This is a genomic window from Geodermatophilus sp. SYSU D01036, from assembly GCF_054050435.1.
This window is the reverse complement of the sequence record NZ_JBJGZJ010000001.1, coordinates 148,979-173,453: the sequence shown is the minus strand read 5'-3', so window position 1 is coordinate 173,453 and position 24,475 is coordinate 148,979. Positions and strand designations below refer to the sequence as shown.

Below are 24,475 nucleotides of genomic sequence, written 5' to 3'. Positions count from 1 at the left end.
TCACAGCAGGTGCGCCGCGCCGCGGAACCGGCAGGAGAGGTCGACCGTCGGCGGCATCGTCCAGTCCGCGGACGGCGTCGACCCGGCCACGGAGCGGTAGACGTCGTCGATCGAGGCGGCCAGCACCGGCCACGAGTACAGCCGGCGCACCTCCTCCAGCGCCGTCGCCGCCAGCCGCTGCCGAAGAGCGCCGTCGGACAGCAGCCGGTCCAGCGCCGCCCGCAGACCGGAGACGTCGCCCGGCGCGTGCAGCAGCCCGTTCTCGCCGTCGCGCAGGCAGTCGACGACGCCGACCGAGTCGGTGCTCACGATCGGCAGCCCGCTGGCCATCGCCTCGAGCAGCGTGTTGGAGAACCCCTCGCTGTAGGTCGGGCTGACGAAGACGTCGGCCGAGCGGTACACCGCGGGCGCCTCGCCGGGCGGGACGTAGCCGAGGAACGCCGTCCGCCCGTCGGCGCGGGCGCGGGCCTCGTCCAGGTCGGGGCCGATGCCGGAGACGACCAGCCGGACGCCGTCGGGCAGCGCCTCCAGCAGGTCGAGCACCCCCTTTCGGCGGTCCACGCGGCCGTGGAACAGCAGCACCGGCGGGTCCTGCAGCGCGCCCGGCGGCCGCTCGGCCGGGGTGAACCGGCGGGTGTCGGTGGCGCCCGGGACGATCGTGAACCGCGCCGGGTCGCTGCCCAGGTTGCCGACCACCTCGTCCCGGAAGCTGGCGCTGCCGATGAGCACCGCGCCCGAGGAGTCGACGACGGCGCGCATGGCGTGCGCGTGCGTGGCGCAGCAGGTGCCGACCCAGTGCCCGTCGCCGCCCTGGATGCTCACCACCGCCGGCAGCCCGGTCTCCCGCGCGGCGGCGAGCACGGCCAGCCCCGGCGGGTAGCCGTACTGGGCGTGCAGCACGTCGAACGGGCGCTCGCGGTGCAGGCCGACGACGGTGCGCACGAGCTCCTCGACGTCGCCCTCCCAGTCGGCCGGGACGACGGTCTCGCCCCGGCTGGGCAGCGCGTGCACCTCGACGCCGGCGGGCACGCGGTCCGGCGGGGGCGGGCCGCCGCCGTAGACGCGGGTGCCGGCCTCGTCGTCGCGGTACTGGCTGACCAGCACCACCTCGTGGCCGAGCGCGACCAGCTCCCGCAGCAGGTTCTCCGCGTAGACGCTCATCCCGCTCACCGCGGGCCAGTAGCGGCGGCTGACGAAGCAGATCCTCACGCCTGCTCGGCCCTCCTCAGCGTCTCGATCGAGCGCGGCACCATCTCGTGCGCGCGGTGCCCGTCACGGGACAGCTCCAGCGTCACCAGCCGGTCGAACGACACCTCCCGCAGCGCGCGCAGCACCGCCGGCAGGTCGACGTCGCCCTCGTCCAGCGGCAGGTGGTCGTGCACGCCGCGGCGCATCCCCTCGACGGCGACCGTGCCCAGGGACGGCGCGAACCGGGCCACCGCCTCCTCCGGCGCGTACGCACCGGCGACGACGCAGTGCCCGGTGTCGAGCGCCAGCGCGATACCGGGCGCCTCGGCGGCCAGCCGCGCCCAGCCGTCGCAGTCCTCGACCAGCATCCCGGGCTCCGGCTCGACGGCGAGGGCGTAGGAGCGCTCGCCGTGGCTGTCGACCAGCGCGCGGACGCCGTCGACCACCCAGCCCCACGCGGCGTCGCGGTCCACGCCCGGCCTCGGCACCCCGGCCCAGAAGCTCACCGCCTCCGCGCCCAGCACCTCGGCGAGGTCGCACGCCAGCCGCAGGTAGGCCAGCCGCCGCGCCCGCCCCTCGGCGGAGGCGGTGACCAGCGTCGGCTCGTGCTTGGCCCGCGGGTCGAGCAGGAACCGGGCGCCGGTCTCCACCACCACGCCCAGCCCGAGCTCGTCGCACCGCGCCCGCGCCCTCTCGGCCTGCGCGAACGCGTCCGGGGCGAACGGGTCGAGGTGGACGACGTCGAGGGTGAGCGCCACCCCGGCGTAGCCGCAGTCGGCGAGGAAGGGCAGCGCGTCCGACAGCCGGTGCGAGGTCAGCCCGTTGGTGTTGTAGGCGTACCGCAGGCTCACTGCGCCAGGACCTCCGCGACCACGTGCCGGCCCGGCTCCCGGTACAGCGCGTAGAGGGCGCCCACCCGCCGGTCGGCGCCGGCGCGGTCGAACCAGGCCTGCCCGCCCAGGCGCTCCTCGGCGCCGGCGGTCAGGTGCACCCGCGCCCAGCCTCCCGGGTCGGTCCCGACGGCCACCAGCGGGTCGCCCCGCTCCAGCAGCCGGCGCACGCCGCGCTCGCCGATCCGCCCGTAGGACATCGTCTCGACCTCCAGGCCGGTCACCAGCACCTTCGCCGCGACCGCGTCACCGGCCGAGGGCTGCAGCTCCACCAGCACGTCGTGCCCGGCGGCCTGCACCGCGCCGGTGACGTGCGCGTGCAGGTCGTCCCCGCGCCAGGTGTACAGGTCGGCCAGCGCCACGGTGGACCGGCGGGAGAGCACGGTGTCCTGCAGCAGGTCGACCAGCGCGGCCGTGCCCATCCGCGTCCAGGCCAGCATCGCCTGCAGCGCGCGGTCCTCCTCGACCAGCCGCTCCGGCGGGTGCCCGGTGCGCCAGTGCTCCAGGTAGCCCGGCGGCGCCGCCGGCAGCACGACGTCGAACGGCCCGTGCATGAACGCCTTCCGGCTGCGCGCCGAGGCGAACTCGTGCAGCGCCTTGCGGACGGCGGTGTCCCGGTCGGGGTGCGCCGCCTCCCCGCACGCCGTCGCCATGACCGGCACCGGCTCCGAGCCGTCCCGCGAGCAGCCGACCGCGTACACGCCGACGACGCCGAACTCCGTCGAGGCGAGCTTGACCGTCACGTCGATGCCCGCGGCGTCGAGCCGGTCGAGCAGCGCCCGGGCGTCGGGGTCGGCGAGCCCGGCGAGGTCGACGACGACGCCGCGGTCCATCGCGCGGAACGCCGTGGTGTTGCCGTCGCGCTGCAGCACCTCCAGCAGCGCGTGGGTGACCGCCCGGTCGGCGTCGAACGCCGCGCCCTGCCCGTTGGTGATCACCGTGGTCAGCCAGCCGCCGGGCGGCGGGGCGCCGGGCAGGTCGTCGGGCGCCGACGCCACCAGCTCGGCCGGGACCAGCACCCGCTCGCCGTCGCGCAGCCGGGTCATGGGCAGCCACTGCAGCGGCCGGTCGTCGTCGTACGGGCTGCCCGCCTCCAGGCAGAGCTCGCGCGGGTCGGCGACCCGGTCGCGGCCGTGCCGGCGGGTCATCTCCGCGTAGGAGCCCTCCTCGCGGGAGACGCCCTGGTGCGCGCGCAGCGACAGCGCCATCTCGGCCATCTCGCCCATCGCGCCGGTGCGAGCCTCCTCGCGGGTGGCGCCGTAGCCGAGCCCGCTGCCGCCCGGGTGCAGCTCCGAGGGCGGCAGCACCGCCGAGTGCAGCGGCACGTCGAGGACGTCGATGCCCTCGATCGCGAAGTCCTCGACCGGGACGGGGAAGCTGCCGCGGTACCGCTGCGACGGCGTCGTGCCGACCGCCGTCACAGCTCGTCCAGCGGGACGGGCGCGGCGTCCGGCGGCCCGGACAGCAGCCGCTGCACCAGGTGGACGACGTGGTCGGTGGTGACCCCGGGGACCATCTCGAACGGCGTCGCGACCACCTCGAAGTCCAGCTCCGCGACGACGGCGAGCATCTCCCGCAGCTCCCCGTGCGACAGCGGGATCTGCGCGTGGAACGCCTTGTGCGCGCTCAGCGCGACCGGGTCGCCGTCGGGGGAGAGGTCGACCTTGAGGGAGTCGCCGCAGAAGAGGACCCCGCGGCGCGAGTCGTGCAGCACCGAGTGCCCGGGGAAGTGGCCGCCGGTGCGGTGCAGCGTGAGGCCGGGGGCCAGCGCCAGGACGTCGTCGGCCGGCCAGGTGACCCGGAACGCCTTGGTCCAGACGAGGTCGTGCACGTTGACGCACACCACCCGCGGCTCGAGCTCCTGCTGCAGCTGCCACAGCGCCCCGTAGCCGTGCACGTGCGACGACGCCAGCACCGGGAAGCCGCCCTTCCCGTCGGCCATCCGGCGCAGCTCGGCGAGCATGTCGGCGGTGTACCAGGGCGCGCACTCGAAGCCGACCAGGCCGATGTCGGTCTCGATCACCCAGCCGCGGCTGTCCAGCCCGAAGCGCGGCTCGGTGCCGAACTCGGTGACGCCGTCGACCGGCGCGGCCCGCCAGAAGCCGGTGACCAGCTCGTCGGCCTGCTTGTCGGTGACGAACTCGAAGCCGTGCTCGGGCAGCGCGTTGCGCACGTCGGCGCAGACCGGGCACACGGCGGGCCCCGGCGCCGGCCAGCGCTGCCAGTGCCCGCAGTTGGTGCAGGCGTAGGCGGGCAGGTCGGGCAGCAGGCCGCGGTAGGGGTTGGTGTCGACACCTCCCCGGCGAGCCTGGCTGGCGCCGTGCCGCGCGCCGTCGTCGGCGGCGGGGTCGGTGGCGCGGTCGATGGCGCCGGGGACGTCGGGCGAGCTCACGGTTTCCCTCCGGAGAGAGCGGCGAGGAGCAGGCGGTGCAGAGCGAGGTCGCGGGCGGGGTCGTACGGCCAGGCCGTCGTCGCCGGCGCGCGGCCCGCGACCGCGGCGGTGAAGGCGGCGAACTGCGCGGTGAACGGGTCGCCGAACGGCGGGGTGTCGGCGAACGGCACGTCCACCGGGTCGGGGCGGTACAGCGTGAGCGAGCCTCCCGCCGTCTGGCCCATCGTGTCGACGGTGACCGCCATGCCGCGGGTGCCGACCACCTCCAGGCGGCGGCGGGGGAGCGCGTCGGGGGTGTTGAACGCGACGTGCAGGCTCACCAGCACGCCGGAGTCGGTCGTGCCGGTGAGCAGCGCGCCGTCGTCGACGCCGTAGTCGTGCACCCGGGTCTGCAGCAGCGCCGACAGCGAGGTGACGTCCTCGCCGAGCAGCGTGCCGACCAGGTCCAGCCCGTGCGGGGCGAGGTCGATCGCGGCGCCGCCGCCGGCGCGCGCCGGGTCGACCCGCCAGTTGTCGTGCGGGCGGCCGTCGGGCGTCCAGTCCCCGGGCAGCCAGCAGCAGTAGACGATCCGGACGGCGGTGACCGTGCCGAGCTCGGGCACCAGCTCGCGCAGCCGCACGTGCGCGGGGTGCCAGCGCTGGTCGTAGGCGGTGCCGAGCAGCACGCCGGCCCGCGCGCACGCCTCCACCAGCGCCTGCGCGTCGCCGGCGTCGGCGGCCAGCGGCTTCTCGCACAGCACCGCCTTCCCGGCCGCGGCCGCCGCCTCGACCAGTGGCCGGTGCCCGGCGTTCGGCACCGCGACGTAGACGGCGTCCAGGCCGGGGGTGGCGAGGAACTCCGCGAGGTCGGCCGTCCGCCGGGCGCCCTCGACCGGCATGCGGTCCATCGCCGCCGGGTCGAGGTCGTGCAGCGCCACCACCCGGGCGCCGTCGACGGCGAGCAGCCCGGGCAGCGCGTGGTCGCGGGCCACCCAGCCGCAGCCGGCGACGCCCCACCCGACGCTCACGGCGTCCCCCTCCCCGCCGAGATCGCGTGATCTCGACGCCGGAGGCCCCCGTGGACGGTCGAGATCGCGCGATCTGGACCGGAGGTGGGCCGGGCGCTCACCACGCCTCCGGCAGGTCGACCAGCAGCCGGCGGCGCGCGGCGTCGGCGGGCAGCGGGTCGGGCCAGCGCGGCGGCAGGTGGCCCGAGCGCGGCCCGTACTCGACGGCGTACCGCTCGTTCGGCCAGGTCAGCCGGCCGTCGCGGTAGAGCGGGTTGGGCGCCAGCGGCGGCAGCGGCTCGCCGAGGTCGGCCGGCGCGGGGGACAGCGGGTCCCCGGCCACCAGCGCCACCGCCTCGCTGGCGCGCAGGTCTGCGGGCGGCGCCGGCCGCGGCGGGCGGCCCCCGAGCAGCGAGCGGGTCAGCTCGTCGTCGTCGTAGAGCAGGTCGGTGCCGAGCACCGCCGCGTAGCCCTCCGGCGGCAGCGGCTCCCCGTGCGGGTCGGCGACGTGCGCGTGCCCGACGACGACGGTGCCGCCGTCCCCGGCCAGCGCGCGCATCGCCGCCGCGGCGGCCGGCTTGTCGCGGAGGAAGTAGAAGGCGTCGTGGCACATGACGTACGCGGGGGGGCCGACGGCGAGCGACGGCGCGGCGGTGAGGTCGGCGCACACGTAGCGCGCCGACGGGCAGACGAACCGCCGCGCCAGCCACAGCTTGGCCCAGACGACGTCGACGCCGAGCAGGTCGCGCACCCCGCGGCGGGCCAGCTCGCGCAGGTGCGCGCCGATCCCGCACGCGACGTCGACCACCGGCCGGTCCCCGGGCCAGTGCGCCTGCAGCAGCGCCAGCCCGGCGAGGTGGGTCGGGTCCGACCAGCGGTGCGCGAAGTAGTCGGCGACCCGGCCCATGCCCAGCAGGGCCATCGCCTCGCGCAGCGTGCGCGCGAAGGGGACCAGCGCCAGCTGCTCCGGCGGGGGCGGCGGCGCGGTCCACCAGTCGTCGGCGTCGGCGAGCAGCAGCACCCGCGCCCGGTCGGGCTCCCCGGCGGCCACCAGCCCGGCGACCTCGGCGCGCAGGTCGTCCCGGCCGGCGCGGGCGAACGGGATCCCGTCGACGACGGGCACGTCGAGGGCGAGGCTCACAGCCCGGCCGCCGCCAGGACGTCGAGGTGGTAGGCCTGCACCGGCCCGGCGTGCACGAGCTCGAGGTCGTCCAGCGCCTGCGCGGAGGTGAACGCCGCGGCCCGCGCGTGGTGGTGCACCTGCAGCACCCGGTCCAGCACGTCGGCGGCGTGGAAGGCCCGCGCCTCGGGTACGTCGGCGCCCGGCCGCAGCGCGAGCACCCCGCGCACCCGGCCGGCCAGCGCGTCCGGCAGCGCGGCCAGCTCCCGCTCCTCGAGCGTGCCCACCACCCGGTCCAGCGCGTCGCCGAGCAGCACCTCGCCGGCGAACCCGGCGTCGGGCAGGACGACGTTGTGCAGGTGGTGGGCCAGGCCCAGCAGGAACGGCGCGACCGGGTCGGCGCCGACGACCGGCGCCACCAGCACCCCGTAGACGGCGACGGTCAGGCAGTGGTCGCCGTGGCTCTCCGGCGGCTCGACCACGATCCGCGGCCTGCCCGGCGCGGTCGCGCCCGCCCGCGGCTGGGCGTTGAGCGCCGGGGCCAGGTCCGGCGGGGAGCCGGGGGAGGGCAGCGAGCCGAGCGCGGCGCGCAGCCGGACTCGCAGCCCGGCGTCGAGCGGCCCGGCGACCTCGTCGAAGCCGCGGCGCAGCACCGCGAGCGCTTCGTCGTCGGAGAGCCCGGCGGCGGTCAGCACGCCGGCGTCGATGCCGGCCAGCCGGGCGCGGGCGACCGCGGCCGCCGTCTCCGAGTACGCGACGTCGGCGACGTCCTCACCCGCCACCAGCCGCGCCCAGGCCCGGGCGAAGGCCTGCTCGGCGAGGGAGCCGGCCGTGCCGGCGACGCGCACCCGCTTGGCGTCGCCGACCTCGGCCAGCAGCGGCCGCAGGCCGGCCAGCGCGGTGAGCGTCCCCCGGGAGTCGAGGGCGGTCACCGCGCGGGGGCGCCGGCGGCCAGCCAGTCGATCAGCGTCGCCTCCTGCGTGTGGAACGCGTGCTCGGGGACGCTGCCGTCGGCGGTCGTCGGGGCCTTGAAGAACCAGCCCAGCTGCCGCTGGACCCCGCCCTCGCCGCGCTGCTGCGCGAGGTCGGTGAGCCGGGCGAGCTCGAGTGCCAGCGGGGCGGCGAGGATCGAGTCGCGGCACTGGAAGTCGACCTTGACCTGCATCCGCTGCCCGAGGAAGCCGACCAGGTCGATCGCGTCCCAGGCCTCCTTCTGGTCCCCGCGCGGCCGGTAGTAGTCGATCCGGACGACGTGGTCCTCGACCGGGTAGCCGAGGATCGAGTCCAGCACGCTGCCCTTGGTCTGCAGCTTGCTGTTGAGCGAGTCGGGGTCGTCGAGGGCGAGCCCGTCGCGGTTGCCGAGGATGTTGGTGGAGTACCAGCCCTCGACGGTGAGCGAGCGGGCGCGGAACGCCGGCGCGAGGACGGTCTTCATCATCGTCTGGCCGGTCTTGCCGTCCTTGCCGGCGACCGGGACGCCGCGGGCCTCGGCGAGGGCGACCAGCGCCGGGACGTCGGCGGCCAGCGACGGCGTGAAGTTGACGTAGCCGACGCCCTCGGCGATCGCGGCGTAGGCGTAGACCATCGCCGGGGTGATCGCGCGGTCGTCGGCGTCCAGCCCGGCCTCGAACGCCTCGACCGTCTGCAGCGCGGGCGCCGTCGGGTCCGGCCAGCGCTCGGTCGAGGCGAGGTTGACCAGCACCAGGCCGTCGAGGGCCTCCTCCTCGCGGAACCGCCGCAGGTCGGCGCGGACCGCGTCGACCTGGTCGCGGCGGGTCTCGGCGAGCACCACGTTGCCGCCGGTGACGTTGCGGCAGAAGTCCGCGTCGCCGGCCGCGGGCCACGGGGTCAGCGCCGACAGCGCCGGCCCGACCTGCTCCAGCTGCCGGGAGTCGAGGACCGCGTGCTGCTCGGCGGCCTTGCGCAGGTCCGAGCCGTCGAGGTCCCAGCCGCGGACGACGAGGGCGTCGTAGCCGACCAGGCCCGTCGTCTCCTCGACCGGCCCGCCGGCCACCTCCAGCCCGGCGAGCGGCAGCCCGTCGGTGCCCGCGGCCCCGATCCGGAGCAGCTCCAGCCCGGCGACGGCGGTCGTGGCGACCGCACCCCCGAGTCCGACCACAGCGACGCCGACGCGACGGGACCCTTGCGACACCACGACCTCCGCACATGTGTGAGTGGACACACTCCCCCTGGGGTCGACCCTGGCACAGCAGTTGTGCACTCGCTTGGTGAGGACGAGATTCTTGCGTTCGACCTGGTTGCGCACGGCGTGTCCTGGACGCGGGGACCACGATGGGGGTCAGGACCCGAGCCGGAGGTGCCGCCGTGACCGTGCCGTACGCCGACGAGCCCCGCGCCGCGATGGTCGTCCCGCGCTTCACCGTCCGGCAGCGGATCACCGTGATGGTCAACCGCTACGAGGTCCGCGCCGTCGGGCCGGACGGCGCGGAGGGCGAGCTGCTGGCGATGGCGCAGCAGAAACGGCTCAAGCTCAAGGAGGAGGTGCTGTTCACCGCCGACGAGGAGCGCACCCGGCCGGTCTTCTCCTTCCGCGCCCGGCAGCGCCTCGACGTGCACGCCGAGCACGACGTCCTCGACGAGCAGGGTCGCCCGCTCGGCACGTTCAGCAAGCGGTTCGGCGCCAGCCTGCTGCGCTCGACGTGGGACCTCTCGGTGTCGGGGCTGACCGCCGTCGGCCGGGAGCGGCGGCCGTTCATCGCGATCCTGCGGCGGGTCTGGGAGCTCATCCCGTACCTCGGCGACGTCTGGGTGCCGTTCGTCTTCCACTTCGACTTCGTCGACACCGCGACCGGGCAGCCGGTGCTCGTCGTCGAGCGGCGGAAGTCGGTCCGCGACCGCTACGACGTCACCGTCCCCGACCCCCGGCTGGACTTCCGCGTCGCCGCGTCCATGGCGGTGGCGCTGGACGCGCTGCAGTCACGATGAGCGACCCCGGCGACGTCGTCGACGACTTCGACGGCGACGACCTCGACCGCGACGTCTGGGTCCCGCACTACCTGCCGCAGTGGAGCTCCCGCGCGGCGACGGCGGCCTGCTACGAGGTCCGCGACTCCTGCCTGCGGCTGTACCTGCCCGACGACACGCCCCTGTGGTGCCCCGACGACCACCCGCCGCTGCGGGTCTCGGGCATCCAGTCCGGCGTGTTCTCCGGGCCGGTCGGCAGCACGGTCGGGCAGCAGCCGGTGCGGCCCGGGGCGGTGGTCCGCGAGGAGCAGCCGGCGCACTGGGGCTGGACGCCGCGGTACGGGTGGCTGGAGATGCGCGCCCGCGCCACCGTGACGCCGCGGTCGATGGTCGCCTGGTGGCTGGTCGGGCTGGAGGACGCGCCCGAGCGCTCGGGCGAGCTGTGCGTCATGGAGGTGTTCGGGGACGCCGTCGACCCGGTCGAGGGCGCCGCCGTCGGGATGGGCACCCACCCGTTCCGCGACCCGCGGCTGGCCGAGGACTTCGCCGCGCCCCGGCCCGGCATCGACGTCGCCGACTGGCACACCTACGCCGTCGACTGGCGGCCCGACGGCGCCGCGTTCTCGGTGGACGGGCGGGTGGTGCGCGAGGTCGCGGTCACCCCGGACTACCCGCTGCAGTCGATGGTCGCCGTCTTCGACTTCCCGGAGAAGGCGGTGCCGGGGGAGCCCTACGTCGTCCCCGAGCTCGTCGTCGACCGGTTCCGGGGGAGCCGGGGAACCGGGTGACCGTGGGCGGTCGTGCCGTTCCCGTCGACTCAGACCGGCAGCGGGAAGACCAGCAGCGAGCTCGACGCCGTCGCGACCACCTTGCCGGCGGCGTCGGTGACCTGCCCCTCGGCGAAGGCGACCCGGCGGCCGGGCTTGACCACCGTGCCGACGGCGGTCAGCGGCCCGCTGGCCCGGGTGACCGCCCGCAGGTAGGTCACCTTCAGCTCGATCGAGGTGTAGCCGACGCCGTGCGGCAGCGTGGTGTGCACCGCGCAGCCCGCGACGGAGTCCAGCAGCGTGCAGACGAGCCCGCCGTGGACGACGCCGATCGGGTTGTAGACCGACTCGTCGACGGCGCAGGTGAACTCGACCCGGCCCTCCTCGACGGCGACCAGGTCCATCTGCAGCAGCCGGGCGATCGGGGGCGGCGGCAGCACGCCGTCGCGCACCGCCTCCAGCGTCTCCAGCCCCGAGCGCTCCCGGCCGCCGGCCGCGGTGACCATGGGGTCGAACCAGCTGACCGTCCGGGAGCGCGGCTCGCCCCACCCGGCCGGCGCGCCGGTGACGGGGTCGGTCCCGGTGCCGGCCTCAGTGCTCACGGGTCTCGGTCGCCGGCAGCCCGGACAGCGCGCGGCCGGCGGGGGTGAGCACCCGCTCGACCCGCGAGGAGTTGACCGGCTCGCCGCAGGTGCGGCACACCCACTCGGCGTCGACGGTGTGCTCCTCGTGCCCGGACGGCGCGTGGGTCAGCCGCACCGGCGGCTCCTCGGCGGCCCAGCGGTCGCCCCACTGCAGCAGCGCCTGCAGCACCGGCAGCAGGTCGCGGCCGGACGCGGTGAGGTGGTAGCCCGACCGGGGCGGCGAGTCGCTGTACTGCCGGCGCTCGAGCACCCCGGCGGCGACCAGGGCGTTGAGCCGCGCGGTCAGCCGGTCCCGGGGCGCCCCGGTGCCGCGGGCGATGTCGCTGAAGCGGTGGTTGCCCAGCGAGACCTCCCGGACCACCAGGAGCGACCACCGCTCGCCGACCAGTTCCAGGGCGGCGGCGATGGTGCACGGGCGGCCGGGCAGGTCCGCGAGGTCGTAGAGCGCGGTCACGCCGTCAGTTTGCACCTCGAACCGACCCGGCGCCACCCGCCGGCCCCGCAGACGCCGACGGGCGGGGACCCCGTGAGGAGTCCCCGCCCGTCGGCGGTCGTCAGGGTGCCGGGTTCAGCTCTTGGGACGCGCGCCGGCGCGCAGGGCGCCGAGCAGGTCGTGGTTGAGCCGGGAGATGTTCTCCATCGAGATGCCCTTGGGGCAGCTCGCCGAGCACTCGCCGATGTTGGTGCAGCCGCCGAAGCCCTCGAGGTCCTGCTGGTGGATCATGTTGACCACGCGGTCGTTGCGCTCGGGCTGGCCCTGCGGCATCAGCCCCAGGTGCGTCACCTTCGCGGCCGTGAACAGCATCGACGAGGCGTTCGGGCAGGCCGCCACGCAGGCGCCGCAGCCGATGCAGGTGGCGGCGTCGAAGGCGGCGTCGGAGTCCTTCTTGGGGACCAGGATCGAGTGCGCCTCGGGGGCGGTGCCGGTCGGGGCGCTGATGTAGCCGCCCGACTGGATGATCCGGTCGAAGGCCGACCGGTCGACGGCGAGGTCCTTGATGACCGGGAACGCCGTCGCCCGCCACGGCTCGATGTCGATCGTGTCGCCGTCCTTGAACGACCGCATGTGCAGCTGGCACGTGGTGGTCTGCGGGTGGTTCTCGAACAGGCCGTTGCCGTGCGCGCGGCCGTTGATCATCACGCCGCACGACCCGCAGATGCCCTCGCGACAGTCGTGGTCGAAGGAGACCGGGTCCTCACCGTCGAGGATGAGCTGCTCGTTGAGCACGTCGAGCATCTCGAGGAACGACATGTCCGGGGAGACGTCGGTGACCTCGTAGGTCACCATCCTCCCCTTCTCCGCCGCACTCCGCTGACGCCAGACACGCAGCTTGAGGTTCATTACTTGTAGCTCCGCTGGGCGAGGTGGACGTACTCGAACTCCAGGTCCTCCTTGTGGAGGACCGGCGGGACGCCCTCGGGCGTCCACTCCCAGGCCGCGACGTAGGCGAAGTTCTCGTCGTCGCGCAGGGCCTCCCCGTCGGGGGTCTGGCTCTCGGCCCGGAAGTGACCACCGCAGCTCTCGTTGCGGTGCAGTGCGTCGACGCACATGAGCTCGGCGAGCTCGATGAAGTCGGCGACGCGGCCGGCGTGCTCCAGGCTCTGGTTGAAGCGCCCGGCCTCGCCGGGGACCTTCACGTTGGTCCAGAACTCCTGCCGGATCTCGGGGATCCGGTCGAGCGCCTTGCGCAGGCTCTCCTCCGACCGCTCCATGCCGCACAGGTCGAACATCAGCCGGCCGAGCTCGCGGTGGAAGGAGGCGGTGGTCCGGGTGCCGTTGATCGACAGCAGCTTCTCGGTCTGCGCGCGGACGCCCTCGAGCGCCTCGACGGCGGCCGGGTGCTGCGGGTCGACCTTGTCGAACGGGCCGGAGGCCAGGTAGTCGTTGATCGTGTTCGGCAGCACGAAGTAGCCGTCGGCCAGGCCCTGCATGAGGGCGCTGGCGCCGAGCCGGTTCGCGCCGTGGTCGGAGAAGTTGGCCTCGCCGATCACGAACAGGCCGGGGATGTTCGACTGCAGGTCGTAGTCGACCCACAGACCGCCCATCGTGTAGTGCACGGCCGGGTAGATCCGCATGGGGACCTCGTAGGGGTCCTCACCCGTGATCTGGGCGTACATGTCGAAGAGGTTGCCGTACTTGGCCTCGATGGCCGGCCGGCCCAGCCGCTGCATGGCCTCGGCGAAGTCGAGGTACACGCCCAGGCCGTTGGGGCCGACGCCGCGGCCCTCGTCGCAGACGTTCTTGGCCTGCCGCGAGGCGATGTCGCGGGGGACCAGGTTGCCGAACGAGGGGTAGATCCGCTCGAGGTAGTAGTCGCGCTCGTCCTCGGGGATCTGCCGCGGGTCGCGGGTGTCACCGCGCTCCTTGGGCACCCACACGCGGCCGTCGTTGCGCAGCGACTCGCTCATCAGGGTGAGCTTCGACTGGTACTCGCCGTGCACCGGGATGCAGGTCGGGTGGATCTGCGTGTAGCAGGGGTTGGCGAACAGCGCGCCCCGCTTGTGCGCCCGCCAGATCGCCGTGGCGTTGGAGCCCTTGGCGTTGGTGGACAGGTAGAAGACGTTGCTGTAGCCACCGGTGGCCAGTACGACGGCGTCGGCGAAGTGCGTGCTGATCTCGCCGGTGATCAGGTTCCGCGCCACGATGCCGCGGGCCCGCCCGTCGACGACGATCAGGTCGAGCATCTCGGTGCGCGCGAACTGCTCGACGGTGCCGGCCGCCATCTGCCGCTCGAGGGCCTGGTAGGCGCCGTAGAGCAACTGCTGACCCGTCTGGCCGCGGGCGTAGAACGTCCGCGACACCTGGGTGCCACCGAAGGAGCGGTTGTCCAGCAGGCCGCCGTACTCGCGGGCGAAGGGCACGCCCTGGGCGACGCACTGGTCGATGATGTTGACGCTGACCTCGGCCAGCCGGTGCACGTTGTCCTCGCGGGCGCGGAAGTCGCCGCCCTTGACCGTGTCGTAGAACAGCCGGTGCACCGAGTCGCCGTCGTTGCGGTAGTTCTTGGCGGCGTTGATGCCGCCCTGCGCGGCGACGCTGTGCGCCCGGCGCGGGCTGTCCTGGTACCAGAACGACTTGACCTTGTAGCCGGCCTCGCCGAGCGTGGCGGCGGCCGAGCCGCCGGCCAGGCCGGTGCCGACGACGATGACGGTCAGCTTGCGCCGGTTGGCCGGGTTGACCAGCTTCGCCCGGAAGCGGCGCTCGCTCCAGCGCTCGCCGATCGGGACGTCCCGGGGGGCCTTGGTGTCGGCGATCGGGTCGCCGACGGTGAACAGGTCGAGGGCCATGGGGAGTGCTCCTACTCGATGATGCCGACGAGGACGCTGAGCGGCGGGATCAGGAACCCGGCGGTCAGGACGACGGCGAAGACGGTGGCGAACGCGTTGACGGTCCGCTCGCGCGTCTTGTTGCTCTGCCCCAGCGTCTGGGTGGCACTCCAGATGCCGTGCCGCAGGTGGAAGCCCAGGGCCAGCAGCGCGACGACGTAGACCAGGGTGACGAACGGGTTGGAGAACCCGGCGATCGCGCGCTCGTAGGGCGTGGAGTCGTGGCCCTCGGGGTTCGCGACCCCCAGCGTGAGGTCGAGGATGTGGTAGACGATGAACAGCGCCAGGATCACGCCACCCCAGCGCATGGTGCGCGAGGCGTAGCTCTGGGCCACGGCCTTGCGGGCCACGTACTGGGTGGGCCGGGCGCGCTTGGCCTGCCGCCACAGCGAGATCGCGGCCCACGCGTGGGCGACCACAGCCACCAGCAGGACGACGCGGATGATCCACAGCACCGTCTGGCCCGGGACGGCCGGCTCGCCGATGCGGCGGATCCACTCCGAGTAGCCGTTGAAGGTCTCCGCGCCGGCGAAGAGCTTGAGGTTCCCGACCATGTGCGCGATCAAGTACAGGACCAGGATGATCCCGCTGACCGCCATCACGGCCTTCTTCGCGACCGAGCTGGTCTTCGCGACCTTCGGGGTCCTGCGCTGGCCCGAGTTCGTCACCGTCACCACGGCACAAAGTTAGGCTCCATGCCCCCGTGTCGGCCATGTGAACACGACGTGACTCACCTCTCGTAAGGGAACCCTCAGCCCTGGTCAGGACGTTGGTGTCCGCCTGCCGGGGCGTGGGAGCGTGTCGGCACACCCACCCCCATCGGAGGAGGACGCGTGGCAGGACCGACCAGGGGTTTCCTCGGCCGCAGCCGGCGCGAGCGCGACCCGCGACTGCCCCCCGGCCAGTACGACGTCGGCCGCGACTGGCCCGTGCTGACCGCCGAGCCCACCCCGCGCATCGCGCCGGAGACCTGGAGCATCACCGTCGACGGCCGCGTGGAGAACCCGACCACCTGGACCTGGGACGACGTCCACCGGCTCCCGGCCTCGGACTACCGCGGGGACATCCACTGCGTCACCACGTGGTCGAAGTTCGACACGCACTTCGCCGGCGTCAGCGTGGACACCCTGCTGGAGGCCGCCCGTCCCACCGCCGACGCGCACTTCGTCATCGCGACGTCCAAGACCGGCTACACCACCAACCTGCCGCTCGAGGACGTCACCGGCGGCAAGGCGTGGATCGTCTGGGAGTTCGACGGGAAGCCGCTGCCGATCGAGCACGGCGGCCCGGTGCGGCTGCTCGTGCCGCACCTGTACTTCTGGAAGAGCGCCAAGTGGGTCACCCGGCTGACCCTCCTGCAGCGCGACCAGCAGGGGTTCTGGGAGCAGAACGGCTACCACGACCGCGGCGACCCGTGGCGCGAGCAGCGGTACCAGGGTGACTGAGAAAGGACCTCGTCCTCCTCACCCCTCGCAGGCTCGGGGCGAGCCTCGGGACGAGGCCGACGGGGAGCCTGCAGCGGGGCCGACGGATCCCTCACCTCGCCTCCGCCAGCGGGCGCCCGCCGGTGGCTGGCGCACGGCGACCGTCCGCGAGGTCGGGCGCCCCACCCCGCGCACCGTCCGGCTGCGGCTGGAGGTGCCCGACCGCGTCGACCACCTGGCCGGCCAGCACTACGTCGTCCGGCTCACCGCCGAGGACGGCTACCGGGCCCAGCGGTCCTACTCGCTGGCGTCGGCGCCGGGGGACCCGCTCGTCGAGCTGCTGGTCGAGCGGCTCGACGACGGCGAGGTGTCCACCTACCTCGCCGACGTGGTCGAGCCCGGCGACGAGCTGGAGGTCCGCGGGCCGATCGGCGGCTGGTTCGTGTGGGAGGGCGACGAGCCGGCGCTGCTCGTGGGCGGGGGCACCGGCGTGGTGCCGTTCGTGTCGATGCTGCGGACCGCGCGCGAGCTGGGCCGCGAGGACCTGCTGCGGATCGCCGTCTCGACCCGCACCCTGGCCGAGCTGCCCTACGCCGACGAGCTGCGGGCGGCCGGGGCGCTGGTGGTCACCACCCGCGAGCCCTCGGGCATCCGCCCGGCCGGGCGGCTGACCGCCGCCGACCTCGTGCCGCTGTGGGAGCCGGGTCAGACCGCCTACGTCTGCGGCTCGACGCCGTTCGCCGAGTCGACCGGCCAGCTGCTGGTCGGCCTCGGCGTGCCGGAGCCGGACGTGCGGGTGGAGCGGTTCGGCCCCAGCGGCTCGTCGGGCTGACGCCCCCGCGGCCTCTCCGGCGTCTCAGCGGCGGGAGCGCAGCCAGGCGCCGAGGGCCACGCCGGCCAGGGCCCAGAACGCGCCGGCGCCCACGCCGGCGAGCACGATCCAGAACGGGACGCGCAGTCCGTCGTCCACGGGGCGGGGGACCGGGACGGGGCCGGGAGCGTCGGTCATGCCGGCGAGCCTGGCCCGCGGGCGGGCCGGGGTCCAGGGGCCGGGCGGTCCGTGACGCGCGGCGCGGACGATGATCGGGGGCATGCCGAGCGCCGTGCCGTCCGCCGTGGCCACCGCCGTCGAGGACGTCGGTCCGGAGCTGCGCGAGGCCCTGCTGGCCTGCTGGACCGACGTCTCCAACGCCGGCGGCGCGGTCGGCTTCGTCCCCCCGGTCACCCGCGACGACGTCGCGCCGGTGCTCGACGCCCTGCTCCAGCGGGTGGCGCAGGGCCGCGAGCGGGTCGTGGTGCTGCGCGCCGACGGCGAGCTCGCGGGCTGGGCGGTGCTGTCGCTGTCGGTCAGCCCGCTGCGCCGGCACTGGGCCACCGTCCTGCGGGTGCAGGTCCACCCGGCCCACCAGGGCCAGGGGCTGGGCCGGGCGCTGATGACCGGGGTGCACGAGGCCGCCCGCGGCCTGGGGCTGGAGATGCTGCACCTCACCGTGCGCGGCGGCTACGGCATCGAGGGCTTCTACCAGGGGCTGGGCTACCGCGAGTTCGGCCGGATGCCCGGCGCGATCCGGGTCGCCCCCGGCGACGACCGCGAGGAGATCCACCTCTACGTGGAGCTGTAGCCCGCCGCGGGGTCGGCGCCGTCGACGGTGCCGCGGGTGGACAGCACCGCCAGGCGGGCGAACAGCTCCTCGGCGTACCAGCCCTCCTGCGCCGTCCGCCGGACCACCGCGGCGTGCTCGGGGCGGTCGTAGGCGAAGGCGTTCAGCGCCGCCGCGGAGTCCCAGACGCTGAAGGTGCCCTGCAGGCCCAGCGGCGCCTCGCCGATGCCGACGGCCATGCGCAGGCCCGGCGCCCGGTGCAGGTCGGCCGACACCGGCGGCACCGCCGACCAGAACCGCGCCGCCCGGCGCAGCACCAGCCGCGCCCGGGTCACCGCGGCCACCGGCCCGTCCCAGCGCTGCGGTCGCGGCCGGCCGAACGGCTCGCGACCCGACCACAGCCCGCGCGCCGCGAGCGGGCGCAGCCGCGCCGACCACTCCTCGTCGGCGATCCGCCGCCAGCTCGCGGCGACGGGGGAGTCGTCGAGGGCGTCCGCGGCGGCGTCGTCGTCCCAGACCGCCAGCAGGCCCCAGCGGCGCGGGTCGGCGTCGCGGACGGTGAAGGTCCGCCCGTCGCCGGTGCCCAGCAGCTTGGCGAACCGCAGCCCCGGCAGGCGCGCGAGCGCCGGGCGGACCGAGGCCATCCGCAGCACCGCCCGCGGCACGGCGCGGCCGGGGACGCCCCACAGGTGCAGGGTCACCGGCCCGGGCTCGGATGGACGCACGCGGCCGAGGGTAGGGGCGCGCGGTGACCGACCAGCGACGGATCCAGCTCGGCGACACCGACGCGCCCGCGGAGGACGAGGTCGTCCAGGCCTTCGACCGGGTGGTCAGCCAGGGCGCGCAGCGGCTGCACCGCACCTGGCGGGAGGTGCTCACCACCGGGCTCGCCGGCGGCCTGGAGGTGGCGATCGGCGTCCTCGCGCTGCTCGCCGTCTACGCCGAGACCCGCAGCCACCTGCTGGCCGGGCTGGCGTTCGGTGTCGGCTTCGTCGCGCTGCTGCTGGCCCGCAGCGAGCTGTTCACCGAGGGCTTCCTGCTGCCGGTCACCGCCGTCGTCGCGGGCCGGGCGAGCTGGTCGCAGCTGGGCCGGCTGTGGGCCGGGACGCTGGCGGGCAACCTCGTCGGCGGCTGGCTGGCGATGTGGGTGGTGGTGCACGGCTTCCCGCAGCTGGGGGCGACCGTGGTGGAGTCGGCGCGGCACTTCGTCGAGTCGCCGCTGGACCTGCGCGCGGTGTGCCTGGCCTTCCTCGGCGGCGTCGTCATCACGCTGATGACCCGCATGCAGAACGGGACCTCCGCCGACGGCGCCAAGATCGTCGCCGCGTTCGCCGGTGCCTTCGTCCTGGCCGGGCTGCAGCTGTTCCACTCGGTGCTCGACTCGCTGCTGGTCTTCGGCGCGCTCCACACCGGCACCGCGCCGTTCGGCTATGGCGACTGGCTGGCCTGGTTCTGGTACACGGCGCTGCTCAACATGGCCGGCGGGCTGATCGTGGTCACCCTGCTGCGGCTGGTGCGCAGCAAGGAGCTGCTCCAGCGGGAACGCGCCGCGGCCGCCGACGACTGAGGAAGGACCCCTCTGCAGGGGCCGACCGGACGGGATGACACCCCGCCACCTCCCGGGCGCTGCGGCCCCCGGTCGCCACACTGTCGGCGTGATCGAGGTCGACGGGCTCACCAAGCACTACCGGGCGCGGGTCGCCGTCGACGACGTCAGCTTCACCGTGCACCCGGGCCGGGTGACCGGCTTCCTCGGCCCGAACGGCTCGGGCAAGACGACGACGATGCGCTGCGTCCTCGGCCTGACCCGGCCCACCGCCGGGACGGCGACGGTGCTCGGCGTGCCCTACCGCGACCTCGACGTGCCGATGCGGCGCGTCGGCGCGCTGGTGGACCCGCGGGCGCGCCATCCCGGCCGCACCGCGTACGCGCACCTGCTCGCGCTGGCGCAGGGCAACGGCCTGCCCGCCTCGCGGGTGGACGACGTCGTCGAGCTGGTCGGCCTCGGCGCGGTGGCGCACGAGCGGGTGCGCGGCTTCTCGCTGGGCATGGGGCAGCGGCTCGGCATCGCCGCGGCGCTGCTCGGCGACCCCGAGGTGCTGCTGCTCGACGAGCCGGTCAACGGCCTGGACCCGGAGGGCATCCGCTGGGTGCGCGGGCTGCTGCGCGACCTGGCCGACGAGGGCCGCACGGTGCTGGTGTCCAGCCATCTGATGAGCGAGATGGAGGACACCGCCGACCACCTCGTCGTGCTCGGCCGCGGCCGGCTGCTCGCCGACGTCCCGATGGCCGACCTCCTCGGCCGGCACGCCGCGGTGCGGGTGCGCAGCCCGCAGGCGCCGCTGCTGGCCCCCGCGCTGCGCCGGGCCGGGGCCGGGGTGGCGCTGGAGACCGACGGCGCGCTGCGGGTGGAGGGTCTGGCCCCGGCCGCGGTGGGCGACGTCGCCTTCGCCGCGCGGGTGCCGGTGCACGAGCTGACGCCGGTGGTCGCCTCGCTGGAGGCGGCCTACCTGGAGCTGACCGGCGAGGACGTCGAGTACCGGGCGGGTGCGGCGTGAGGGTCGGCCCGGCGGCGGTGCTGCGCGCCGAGTGGACCAAGCTGCGGACGCTGCGCTCGACCTGGTGGTGCAGCGCCGTCTACCTGCTCGTCGTCGGCGCATTCGGGTGGCTGGCCGCGGCGACCACGCCGACGGCGCCGGACGCGGACGCCGCGGCCGGCGTCGCGCTGATCGGGTTCGCCTTCGGCCAGGTGGTGCTCGTCGTCCTCGGGGTGCTCGCGGTCACCGCCGACCTGGGCGGCGGGATGGCGCTGTCCTCGCTGGTCGCCGTGCCGCGCCGCACCCGGCTGCTGGTCGCCAAGACCGCCGTCGTCGCGGCCTGGGCCGCGCTGCTCACCGCCCTGCTGGTGGCCGCGTGCGCCCTGGCCGCGCGGAGGCTGGTCGCGGTGCCCGGCGGCGTGCCCCTGGGCGACCCCGACGTGCTGCGGTCGGCCGGCCTGCAGGTGGCCGGCGCGGTGCTGGTGACCGTGCTCGCTGCCGGGCTCGGGGCGGTGCTGCGCTCGACCGCCGGCGCGCTGGGGCTGGGCGTCGCGCTGGTGTTCGTCGCCCCGCTCGCGCTGGCCCTGGCCGGCGGGCGGACCGCCGAGCTGCTGTCGCAGGCGCTGCCGGCACTGCGGGTGGGGGAGCAGTCCTTCCTCGCCGTCCCCACGAGCTGGCAGGTCGGCCTGGCGGTGTCGGCGGCGTGGGCGGTCGCGGCCTGGGTGCTGGGCGCGGGCCTGGTCGAGCGCCGCGACGCCTAGCGTCGCGACGCCTGGCGCGGGGACGCCTGGCGCCCCGACGCCTGGCGCGGGGACCGGTCCCCCGGGCAGCATCCCCGCAGCCGCCCGAGCCCCAGGAGCCCGCGATGCCCGTCCCCGCCACCGTCGAGGAGTACCTGGCGGCCCTGCCCGAGGAGGCGCGGACGGCGCTCGGGCAGGTGCGCGCCGCCGTGCTCCGCGGCATGCCCGGGGCCACCGAGACGATCCGCTACGGCATGCCGGCCGCGATGCTCGGCAGCCGCTACGGGCTGCACCACGCCGCGTGGAAGCGGCACGCGGCGCTCTACCCGGTGCCCGTGTTCGACGGCGACCTGGAGGCCGAGGTCGCGCCGCACCGCTCGGGCAAGGACGCGGTCCACCTGCCCTACCGCCGCCCGGTGCCCGAGGACCTCGTCGAGCGGGTGGCCGCGGCGGTCGCGGCCCGGCGCGCCTAGCGGGGACCGAAGGCGGCCGCGCGGAAGGCGTCGAACACCGCCGGCGGCACCGGCGAGGACCACATCTGGTTGGTCAGCAGGACCGCGGTGGTGCCGGTGACCGGGTCGGTCCACCACGTGCTGCCCAGCCCGCCGTCCCAGCCGAAGGAGCCGGCGTGCCGGCCGCCGGGCTCGTCGGTGCGCCGGACGCCGAGGCCCAGGCCCCAGCCGCCGCCCTCGTCGTCGACCGGCCCGGCCTGCTCGGTGAGCATCGCGCGCACGGTCGGCTCGCGCAGCACCGGCTCCCCGCCGGCGAGCAGCACCCGCGCGAGGACGCCGAGGTCGTCGACGGTGGAGACCAGGCCGTCCCCGCCGTCGGGGAAGGGCGGCGGGGACGCCCACTGGCCGTCGGCGGGGTCGTGGACCTGCCGCTCGCCGTGCGCGTCCGGCGGCGTCCAGTGCGGGCCGAACCGGCCGCGGGCCGGTGCCGGCACGCCGAAGCCGGTGTCGGTCATCCCGAGCGGGACCAGCACCCGCTCGGCGAGCACCTCGGGCAGCGGCCGGCCGGCGGCGCGGGCCACGAGGACGCCGAGCACGCTCGCGCCGGTGTGGTAGAGCCAGCGCTCGCCGGGCTGGTGGGCCAGCGGGACGCCGGCCACGCGGCGCAGCCACTCGTCCGGCGGGGGAGCGGCCTGCGGCGCCGGCGGCCCGGCGGGCAGGCCCGCCTCGCCGAGCGCGGCGACGGTCGGGGTGGGCCACGGCGCGGTGAAGTCGATGCCCAGGCCGAGCCGGAAGGTGAGGACGTCGCGCACCGTGACCGCGCGCCGGGCCTCGACCGTGCCGGCCGCCGCGTCGGCGGGGTCGGCGAGCACCCGCCGGCCGGCCAGTTCGGGCAGCAGCCGGTCCACCGGCTCCTCGAGGGCCAGCGTGCCGTCGTCGACCAGGGTGAGCGCGGCCGTGGCCACCACCGGCTTGCTCACCGAGGAGATCCGGAAGACGGTGTCCGGGGCGACCGGGTCGTCCCCGCCCGGGGTGTGCGTGCCCGCCGCGCCGCGGGCCACCTCGTCCCCGCGCCGCACCAGCCACGCGGCGCCCGGCACCGCCCCGGCCGCCACGGCGCCGGACACCACCTGCTCGATCTCCTCGGCCAGACCCATGCAGGGGTGACCGCCCGGGGAGCCCGGGCTCATCGGTCGCGGGCGGCCCGGCGCAGCGTCGCGCGGTAGCGGGCGGTGGCCAGCCGCTGCAGGGCCCAGCTCACCGGCGGCACGAGGCGGGCGGCGGGGGAGGCCAGCCGGGAGAACACCCGGATCGAGGCGACGACGTCGCCGCCGGGGTCGAGGCGGACGGTGAAGCACTCCTCGCCGCTCTCGGGGTGGCCGGGCAGCGAGCCGTAGGCGAAGCCGCGCTCGTCGCCGGTGGTCGACGCCCAGACGACCCGGCAGGGGATGTCGTAGCCCAGCCCCGGCAGCCCCGCGGTGAGGACGACGACCGTACCCACCTCGCCGGGCGAGCCCGTCGCGCGCACCCGCAGGCCGGTGCTGCGCTGCGGCGCCCAGGCGAACACCGCCGCGGCGACCCGCTCGAACGCCGCCCGGCCGGAGCCGACGACCTCGGTCCACGTGCCGGTGCGGTAGCCGGCGGGGAGCTCGGCGGCGCGCGTGGCGCCGACCTCGGCATAGGTGAGCGGCGCGTCGCGCAGGCCCTCGGGCGACACGGCCCGGAACAGGCCCATGGGCACAGTCTGGACCGGCGTAGGTTGACCGGCACTGTGCTGCCCGCCGTCACCGCCACCCGCTACGTCACCCCGCTGCGCGAGGGTGGCTCGCTGCCCGGGCTCATGGAGGCCGACGACCTCGGCACCTACGTGGTCAAGTGGCGGGCGGCCGGCCAGGGCGTGCGGGTGCTCGTGGCCGAGGTGGTCTGCGGCGAGCTGGCCCGCGCGCTGGCGCTGCCGGTGCCGGTGCTGGTCACCGTGGACGTCGTCCCGGAGCTGGCCGTCGGCGAGCCCGACCCCGAGGTGCAGGAGCTGCTGCAGCGCTCGGCCGGGCGCAACCTGGGGCTGGACTACCTGCCCGGCGCCCTGGACTTCGAGGCCGGGGTGGGCGAGGTGGAGCCCGAGCTGGCCGGCCGGGTGCTGTGGTTCGACGCGCTGGTGGGCAACGTCGACCGGTCCTGGCGCAACCCCAACATGCTGTTCTGGCACGGCCGGCTGCAGCTGATCGACCACGGCGCCGCGCTCACCTTCCACCACTCGTGGGCGGGGGCGCCGGCCGCCGTCGCCCGCTCCTACGACGCCGCCCAGCACGCGCTGGTCGAGTGCTCGCCGGACCTGCGCGCCGCCGACGCCGACCTCGCGCCGCGGGTCACCCGGCCGCTGCTGGAGCGCGTGCTGGCCCAGGTGCCCGACGACTGGCTGGAGGGACCGGAGCCCGGCGAGCCGCCGGCCGCCGTCCGGGAGCGCTACGTGTCCCAGCTGCTGGCCCGGCTGGCCGCCCGCGACGCGTGGCTGCCCGGCGTGGTGGCCGCGGCCGCCGCGGGCGCGGGGGGCCGCCGCCGGTCGCCGCGCGGGGAGAACCGGCCGGCGTGGCTGGGCCCGCCCCCGCCGCCGGGGGTGACCCAGCGGTGAGCCGGGAGACCTTCGAGTACGCCGTCCTGCGGGTGGTGCCGCGGGTGGAGCGGGGCGAGGCGCTCAACGCCGGCGTCCTCGTCTACTGCCGGCAGCGCGACTACCTGGGCAGCCGGGTGCACCTCGACGTCGACCGGCTGCGCGCGCTGGACCCGACCGCCGACCCCGCCGCCATCGGCCGGGCGCTGCAGGCCGCCGCCGACGTCTGCGCCGCCGACCCCGCCGCCGGCGCCGCGGGCCGGGAGGCGCTGGGCTCCCGGTTCCGCTGGCTCACCGCGCCGCGCAGCACCGTCGTCCAGCCCGGCCCGGTGCACACCGGGCTCACCGAGGACCCCGACGCCGAGGCCGACCGCCTGTTGCGCCTGCTCGTGCTGCCGGTCAGCGACCAGGGCTGAGCGCCGGTCCGGTCGCCTCGGCCCGCCGCTTGAGCGCCGCAACCATGGCGTGGAACGCCGCGAGCCGGTGCTGGTTCAGGGACCGGACGAGCAGCGGGGCGAGCAGACCCCCGAACCGGTCCTGCTGCCACAGCCGCACACCCCCGCCGTGGTCGGTGAGGGTCACGGTGTGCTCGACGGAGAAGAGGCCCGGGACGCCCAGCCGGTCCAGCCGGCTCCACACCCGCAGCCGCCGGAGGGGGACCACCTGCCGGACCGTGGGCCGCAGGTCCGAGCGGACGAAGGCGTTCACCGGCGGCACCCGGACCGACAGCCGGCCCCCTTCGACGACGGCCCCGGCCGCCTCGGTGACGAAGGGGTTCCACTCCGCGTAGGCGGGCAGGTCGGTCAGCACCGCCCAGACGCGCTCGGGCGGGGCGTCGATGTCGACGGACGTCCTCAGTTCGGCGGTCATCGGG

General features: G+C 75.7%; 29 protein-coding genes. 11 read left to right on the top strand and 18 right to left on the bottom strand.

Going from position 1 to position 24,475, the window contains the following annotated elements:
• The 8 genes from ACI8AR_RS00960 to ACI8AR_RS00925 form a co-directional block, all read right to left on the bottom strand.
• Complete coding sequence (locus ACI8AR_RS00960; protein ID WP_457049299.1) at positions 1-1,209, bottom strand: glycosyltransferase family 4 protein; 1,209 nt, start codon at positions 1,207-1,209, stop codon at positions 1-3.
• On the bottom strand, positions 1,206-2,039 hold the full coding sequence (locus ACI8AR_RS00955) for a sugar phosphate isomerase/epimerase family protein (protein WP_457049298.1): 834 nt from the start codon (positions 2,037-2,039) through the stop codon (positions 1,206-1,208). The genes ACI8AR_RS00960 and ACI8AR_RS00955 overlap by 4 nt, the downstream gene beginning before the upstream one ends.
• On the bottom strand, positions 2,036-3,499 hold the full coding sequence (locus ACI8AR_RS00950; RefSeq protein WP_457049297.1) for a YcaO-like family protein: 1,464 nt from the start codon (positions 3,497-3,499) through the stop codon (positions 2,036-2,038). The genes ACI8AR_RS00955 and ACI8AR_RS00950 overlap by 4 nt, the downstream gene beginning before the upstream one ends.
• Positions 3,496-4,470, bottom strand: coding sequence for an MBL fold metallo-hydrolase (locus tag ACI8AR_RS00945; RefSeq protein ID WP_457049296.1), 975 nt, complete (start codon positions 4,468-4,470; stop codon positions 3,496-3,498). Before ACI8AR_RS00945 ends, ACI8AR_RS00950 begins: the two co-directional genes overlap by 4 nt.
• Positions 4,467-5,477 (bottom strand): Gfo/Idh/MocA family protein, encoded by a 1,011-nt coding sequence (locus ACI8AR_RS00940; protein WP_457049295.1) that lies wholly within the window; start codon positions 5,475-5,477, stop codon positions 4,467-4,469. The genes ACI8AR_RS00945 and ACI8AR_RS00940 overlap by 4 nt, the downstream gene beginning before the upstream one ends.
• 97 nt (positions 5,478-5,574) lie before the next feature.
• Positions 5,575-6,597 (bottom strand): methyltransferase domain-containing protein, encoded by a 1,023-nt coding sequence (locus ACI8AR_RS00935; RefSeq protein ID WP_457049294.1) that lies wholly within the window; start codon positions 6,595-6,597, stop codon positions 5,575-5,577.
• Positions 6,594-7,508: a hypothetical protein gene (locus ACI8AR_RS00930; RefSeq protein ID WP_457049293.1), complete on the bottom strand. Its 915-nt coding sequence runs from the start codon at positions 7,506-7,508 to the stop codon at positions 6,594-6,596. Before ACI8AR_RS00930 ends, ACI8AR_RS00935 begins: the two co-directional genes overlap by 4 nt.
• Entirely contained in the window at positions 7,505-8,695 is a 1,191-nt protein-coding gene (locus ACI8AR_RS00925; protein ID WP_457049292.1) for an inositol-3-phosphate synthase, read from the bottom strand. The genes ACI8AR_RS00930 and ACI8AR_RS00925 overlap by 4 nt, the downstream gene beginning before the upstream one ends.
• 206 nt (positions 8,696-8,901) lie before the next feature.
• Between ACI8AR_RS00925 and ACI8AR_RS00920 the strand changes: the two genes are divergently transcribed.
• Together ACI8AR_RS00920 and ACI8AR_RS00915 are read left to right on the top strand one after the other, a co-directional pair.
• Positions 8,902-9,522: a hypothetical protein gene (locus ACI8AR_RS00920; RefSeq protein ID WP_457049291.1), complete on the top strand. Its 621-nt coding sequence runs from the start codon at positions 8,902-8,904 to the stop codon at positions 9,520-9,522.
• The gene (locus tag ACI8AR_RS00915) at positions 9,519-10,289 is read left to right on the top strand and encodes a glycoside hydrolase family 16 protein (RefSeq protein ID WP_457049290.1); all 771 of its coding nucleotides are present in this window, start codon (positions 9,519-9,521) and stop codon (positions 10,287-10,289) included. The genes ACI8AR_RS00920 and ACI8AR_RS00915 overlap by 4 nt, the downstream gene beginning before the upstream one ends.
• 29 nt (positions 10,290-10,318) lie before the next feature.
• Here the strand turns inward: ACI8AR_RS00915 and ACI8AR_RS00910 are convergent, their stop codons facing one another.
• The 5 genes from ACI8AR_RS00910 to ACI8AR_RS00890 all read right to left on the bottom strand — a co-directional run bounded on the left by ACI8AR_RS00910 (position 10,319) and on the right by ACI8AR_RS00890 (position 14,907).
• A complete protein-coding gene (locus ACI8AR_RS00910) occupies positions 10,319-10,870 on the bottom strand; it encodes a PaaI family thioesterase (RefSeq protein ID WP_457049289.1) in 552 nt (183 codons plus the stop codon).
• Entirely contained in the window at positions 10,860-11,366 is a 507-nt protein-coding gene (locus tag ACI8AR_RS00905) for a winged helix-turn-helix transcriptional regulator (RefSeq protein ID WP_457049288.1), read from the bottom strand. Before ACI8AR_RS00905 ends, ACI8AR_RS00910 begins: the two co-directional genes overlap by 11 nt.
• 114 nt (positions 11,367-11,480) lie before the next feature.
• Complete coding sequence (locus ACI8AR_RS00900; protein WP_456937418.1) at positions 11,481-12,200, bottom strand: succinate dehydrogenase/fumarate reductase iron-sulfur subunit; 720 nt, start codon at positions 12,198-12,200, stop codon at positions 11,481-11,483.
• Between the two features lie 53 nt (positions 12,201-12,253).
• The gene (locus ACI8AR_RS00895) at positions 12,254-14,200 is read right to left on the bottom strand and encodes a fumarate reductase/succinate dehydrogenase flavoprotein subunit (RefSeq protein ID WP_457049287.1); all 1,947 of its coding nucleotides are present in this window, start codon (positions 14,198-14,200) and stop codon (positions 12,254-12,256) included.
• 11 nt (positions 14,201-14,211) lie between these two features.
• Positions 14,212-14,907, bottom strand: coding sequence for a succinate dehydrogenase cytochrome b subunit (locus tag ACI8AR_RS00890; RefSeq protein ID WP_457049286.1), 696 nt, complete (start codon positions 14,905-14,907; stop codon positions 14,212-14,214).
• Between the two features lie 165 nt (positions 14,908-15,072).
• Between ACI8AR_RS00890 and ACI8AR_RS00885 the strand changes: the two genes are divergently transcribed.
• The gene (locus ACI8AR_RS00885; protein ID WP_456926303.1) at positions 15,073-15,684 is read left to right on the top strand and encodes a sulfite oxidase-like oxidoreductase; all 612 of its coding nucleotides are present in this window, start codon (positions 15,073-15,075) and stop codon (positions 15,682-15,684) included.
• A gap of 181 nt (positions 15,685-15,865) precedes the next feature.
• The gene (locus ACI8AR_RS00880) at positions 15,866-16,495 is read left to right on the top strand and encodes an FAD-binding oxidoreductase (RefSeq protein WP_457049559.1); all 630 of its coding nucleotides are present in this window, start codon (positions 15,866-15,868) and stop codon (positions 16,493-16,495) included.
• A 24-nt stretch (positions 16,496-16,519) separates the two neighbouring features.
• Here ACI8AR_RS00880 and ACI8AR_RS00875 read toward each other — a convergent pair whose 3' ends face one another.
• A complete protein-coding gene (locus ACI8AR_RS00875; RefSeq protein ID WP_457049285.1) occupies positions 16,520-16,672 on the bottom strand; it encodes a hypothetical protein in 153 nt (50 codons plus the stop codon).
• Positions 16,673-16,754: 82 nt separating this feature from the next.
• Here ACI8AR_RS00875 and ACI8AR_RS00870 point away from each other — a divergent pair, with 82 nt between their 5' ends.
• Entirely contained in the window at positions 16,755-17,285 is a 531-nt protein-coding gene (locus tag ACI8AR_RS00870) for an N-acetyltransferase family protein (protein WP_457049284.1), read from the top strand.
• Here the strand turns inward: ACI8AR_RS00870 and ACI8AR_RS00865 are convergent.
• On the bottom strand, positions 17,270-17,989 hold the full coding sequence (locus ACI8AR_RS00865) for a monooxygenase (RefSeq protein WP_457049283.1): 720 nt from the start codon (positions 17,987-17,989) through the stop codon (positions 17,270-17,272). The genes ACI8AR_RS00870 and ACI8AR_RS00865 overlap by 16 nt on opposite strands.
• A 23-nt stretch (positions 17,990-18,012) precedes the next feature.
• Here ACI8AR_RS00865 and ACI8AR_RS00860 point away from each other — a divergent pair, with 23 nt between their 5' ends.
• The 4 genes from ACI8AR_RS00860 to ACI8AR_RS00845 all read left to right on the top strand — a co-directional run bounded on the left by ACI8AR_RS00860 (position 18,013) and on the right by ACI8AR_RS00845 (position 21,014).
• A complete protein-coding gene (locus ACI8AR_RS00860; protein ID WP_457049282.1) occupies positions 18,013-18,831 on the top strand; it encodes a formate/nitrite transporter family protein in 819 nt (272 codons plus the stop codon).
• Between the two features lie 88 nt (positions 18,832-18,919).
• Positions 18,920-19,822 (top strand): ABC transporter ATP-binding protein, encoded by a 903-nt coding sequence (locus ACI8AR_RS00855; RefSeq protein ID WP_457049281.1) that lies wholly within the window; start codon positions 18,920-18,922, stop codon positions 19,820-19,822.
• Complete coding sequence (locus ACI8AR_RS00850) at positions 19,819-20,562, top strand: ABC transporter permease (protein WP_457049280.1); 744 nt, start codon at positions 19,819-19,821, stop codon at positions 20,560-20,562. Before ACI8AR_RS00855 ends, ACI8AR_RS00850 begins: the two co-directional genes overlap by 4 nt.
• A 104-nt stretch (positions 20,563-20,666) precedes the next feature.
• A complete protein-coding gene (locus ACI8AR_RS00845) occupies positions 20,667-21,014 on the top strand; it encodes an iron chaperone (RefSeq protein WP_457049279.1) in 348 nt (115 codons plus the stop codon).
• On the opposite strand, the gene ACI8AR_RS00840 is transcribed toward ACI8AR_RS00845, so the two are convergent.
• Together ACI8AR_RS00840 and ACI8AR_RS00835 are read right to left on the bottom strand one after the other, a co-directional pair.
• Positions 21,011-22,150, bottom strand: a complete 1,140-nt coding sequence (locus ACI8AR_RS00840; protein WP_457049278.1) for a serine hydrolase domain-containing protein — start codon at positions 22,148-22,150, stop codon at positions 21,011-21,013. The two genes, ACI8AR_RS00845 and ACI8AR_RS00840, sit on opposite strands and share 4 nt — an antisense overlap.
• 29 nt (positions 22,151-22,179) lie before the next feature.
• Positions 22,180-22,728: a DUF1990 family protein gene (locus tag ACI8AR_RS00835; RefSeq protein ID WP_457049277.1), complete on the bottom strand. Its 549-nt coding sequence runs from the start codon at positions 22,726-22,728 to the stop codon at positions 22,180-22,182.
• Positions 22,729-22,752: 24 nt separating this feature from the next.
• Between ACI8AR_RS00835 and ACI8AR_RS00830 the strand changes: the two genes are divergently transcribed.
• Entirely contained in the window at positions 22,753-23,622 is an 870-nt protein-coding gene (locus tag ACI8AR_RS00830) for a HipA family kinase (RefSeq protein WP_457049276.1), read from the top strand.
• Positions 23,619-24,017: a DUF3037 domain-containing protein gene (locus ACI8AR_RS00825; protein ID WP_456937403.1), complete on the top strand. Its 399-nt coding sequence runs from the start codon at positions 23,619-23,621 to the stop codon at positions 24,015-24,017. Before ACI8AR_RS00830 ends, ACI8AR_RS00825 begins: the two co-directional genes overlap by 4 nt.
• On the opposite strand, the gene ACI8AR_RS00820 is transcribed toward ACI8AR_RS00825, so the two are convergent.
• Entirely contained in the window at positions 24,001-24,471 is a 471-nt protein-coding gene (locus ACI8AR_RS00820; RefSeq protein ID WP_457049275.1) for an SRPBCC family protein, read from the bottom strand. The two genes, ACI8AR_RS00825 and ACI8AR_RS00820, sit on opposite strands and share 17 nt — an antisense overlap.
• Positions 24,472-24,475 lie beyond the last annotated feature (4 nt).

Excerpts from the sequence above, each read along its gene's own strand:
- ACI8AR_RS00915 (WP_457049290.1), top strand. The coding sequence starts at position 9,519 with ATGAGCGACCCCGGCGACGTCGTCGACGACTTCGACGGCGACGACCTC.
- ACI8AR_RS00900 (WP_456937418.1), bottom strand. The coding sequence starts at position 12,200 with ATGGTGACCTACGAGGTCACCGACGTCTCCCCGGACATGTCGTTCCTC.
- ACI8AR_RS00895 (WP_457049287.1), bottom strand. The coding sequence starts at position 14,200 with ATGGCCCTCGACCTGTTCACCGTCGGCGACCCGATCGCCGACACCAAG.
- ACI8AR_RS00875 (WP_457049285.1), bottom strand. The coding sequence starts at position 16,672 with ATGACCGACGCTCCCGGCCCCGTCCCGGTCCCCCGCCCCGTGGACGAC.
- ACI8AR_RS00870 (WP_457049284.1), top strand. The coding sequence starts at position 16,755 with ATGCCGAGCGCCGTGCCGTCCGCCGTGGCCACCGCCGTCGAGGACGTC.
- ACI8AR_RS00845 (WP_457049279.1), top strand. The coding sequence starts at position 20,667 with ATGCCCGTCCCCGCCACCGTCGAGGAGTACCTGGCGGCCCTGCCCGAG.
- ACI8AR_RS00840 (WP_457049278.1), bottom strand. The coding sequence starts at position 22,150 with ATGGGTCTGGCCGAGGAGATCGAGCAGGTGGTGTCCGGCGCCGTGGCG.
- ACI8AR_RS00835 (WP_457049277.1), bottom strand. The coding sequence starts at position 22,728 with ATGGGCCTGTTCCGGGCCGTGTCGCCCGAGGGCCTGCGCGACGCGCCG.
- ACI8AR_RS00820 (WP_457049275.1), bottom strand. The coding sequence starts at position 24,471 with ATGACCGCCGAACTGAGGACGTCCGTCGACATCGACGCCCCGCCCGAG.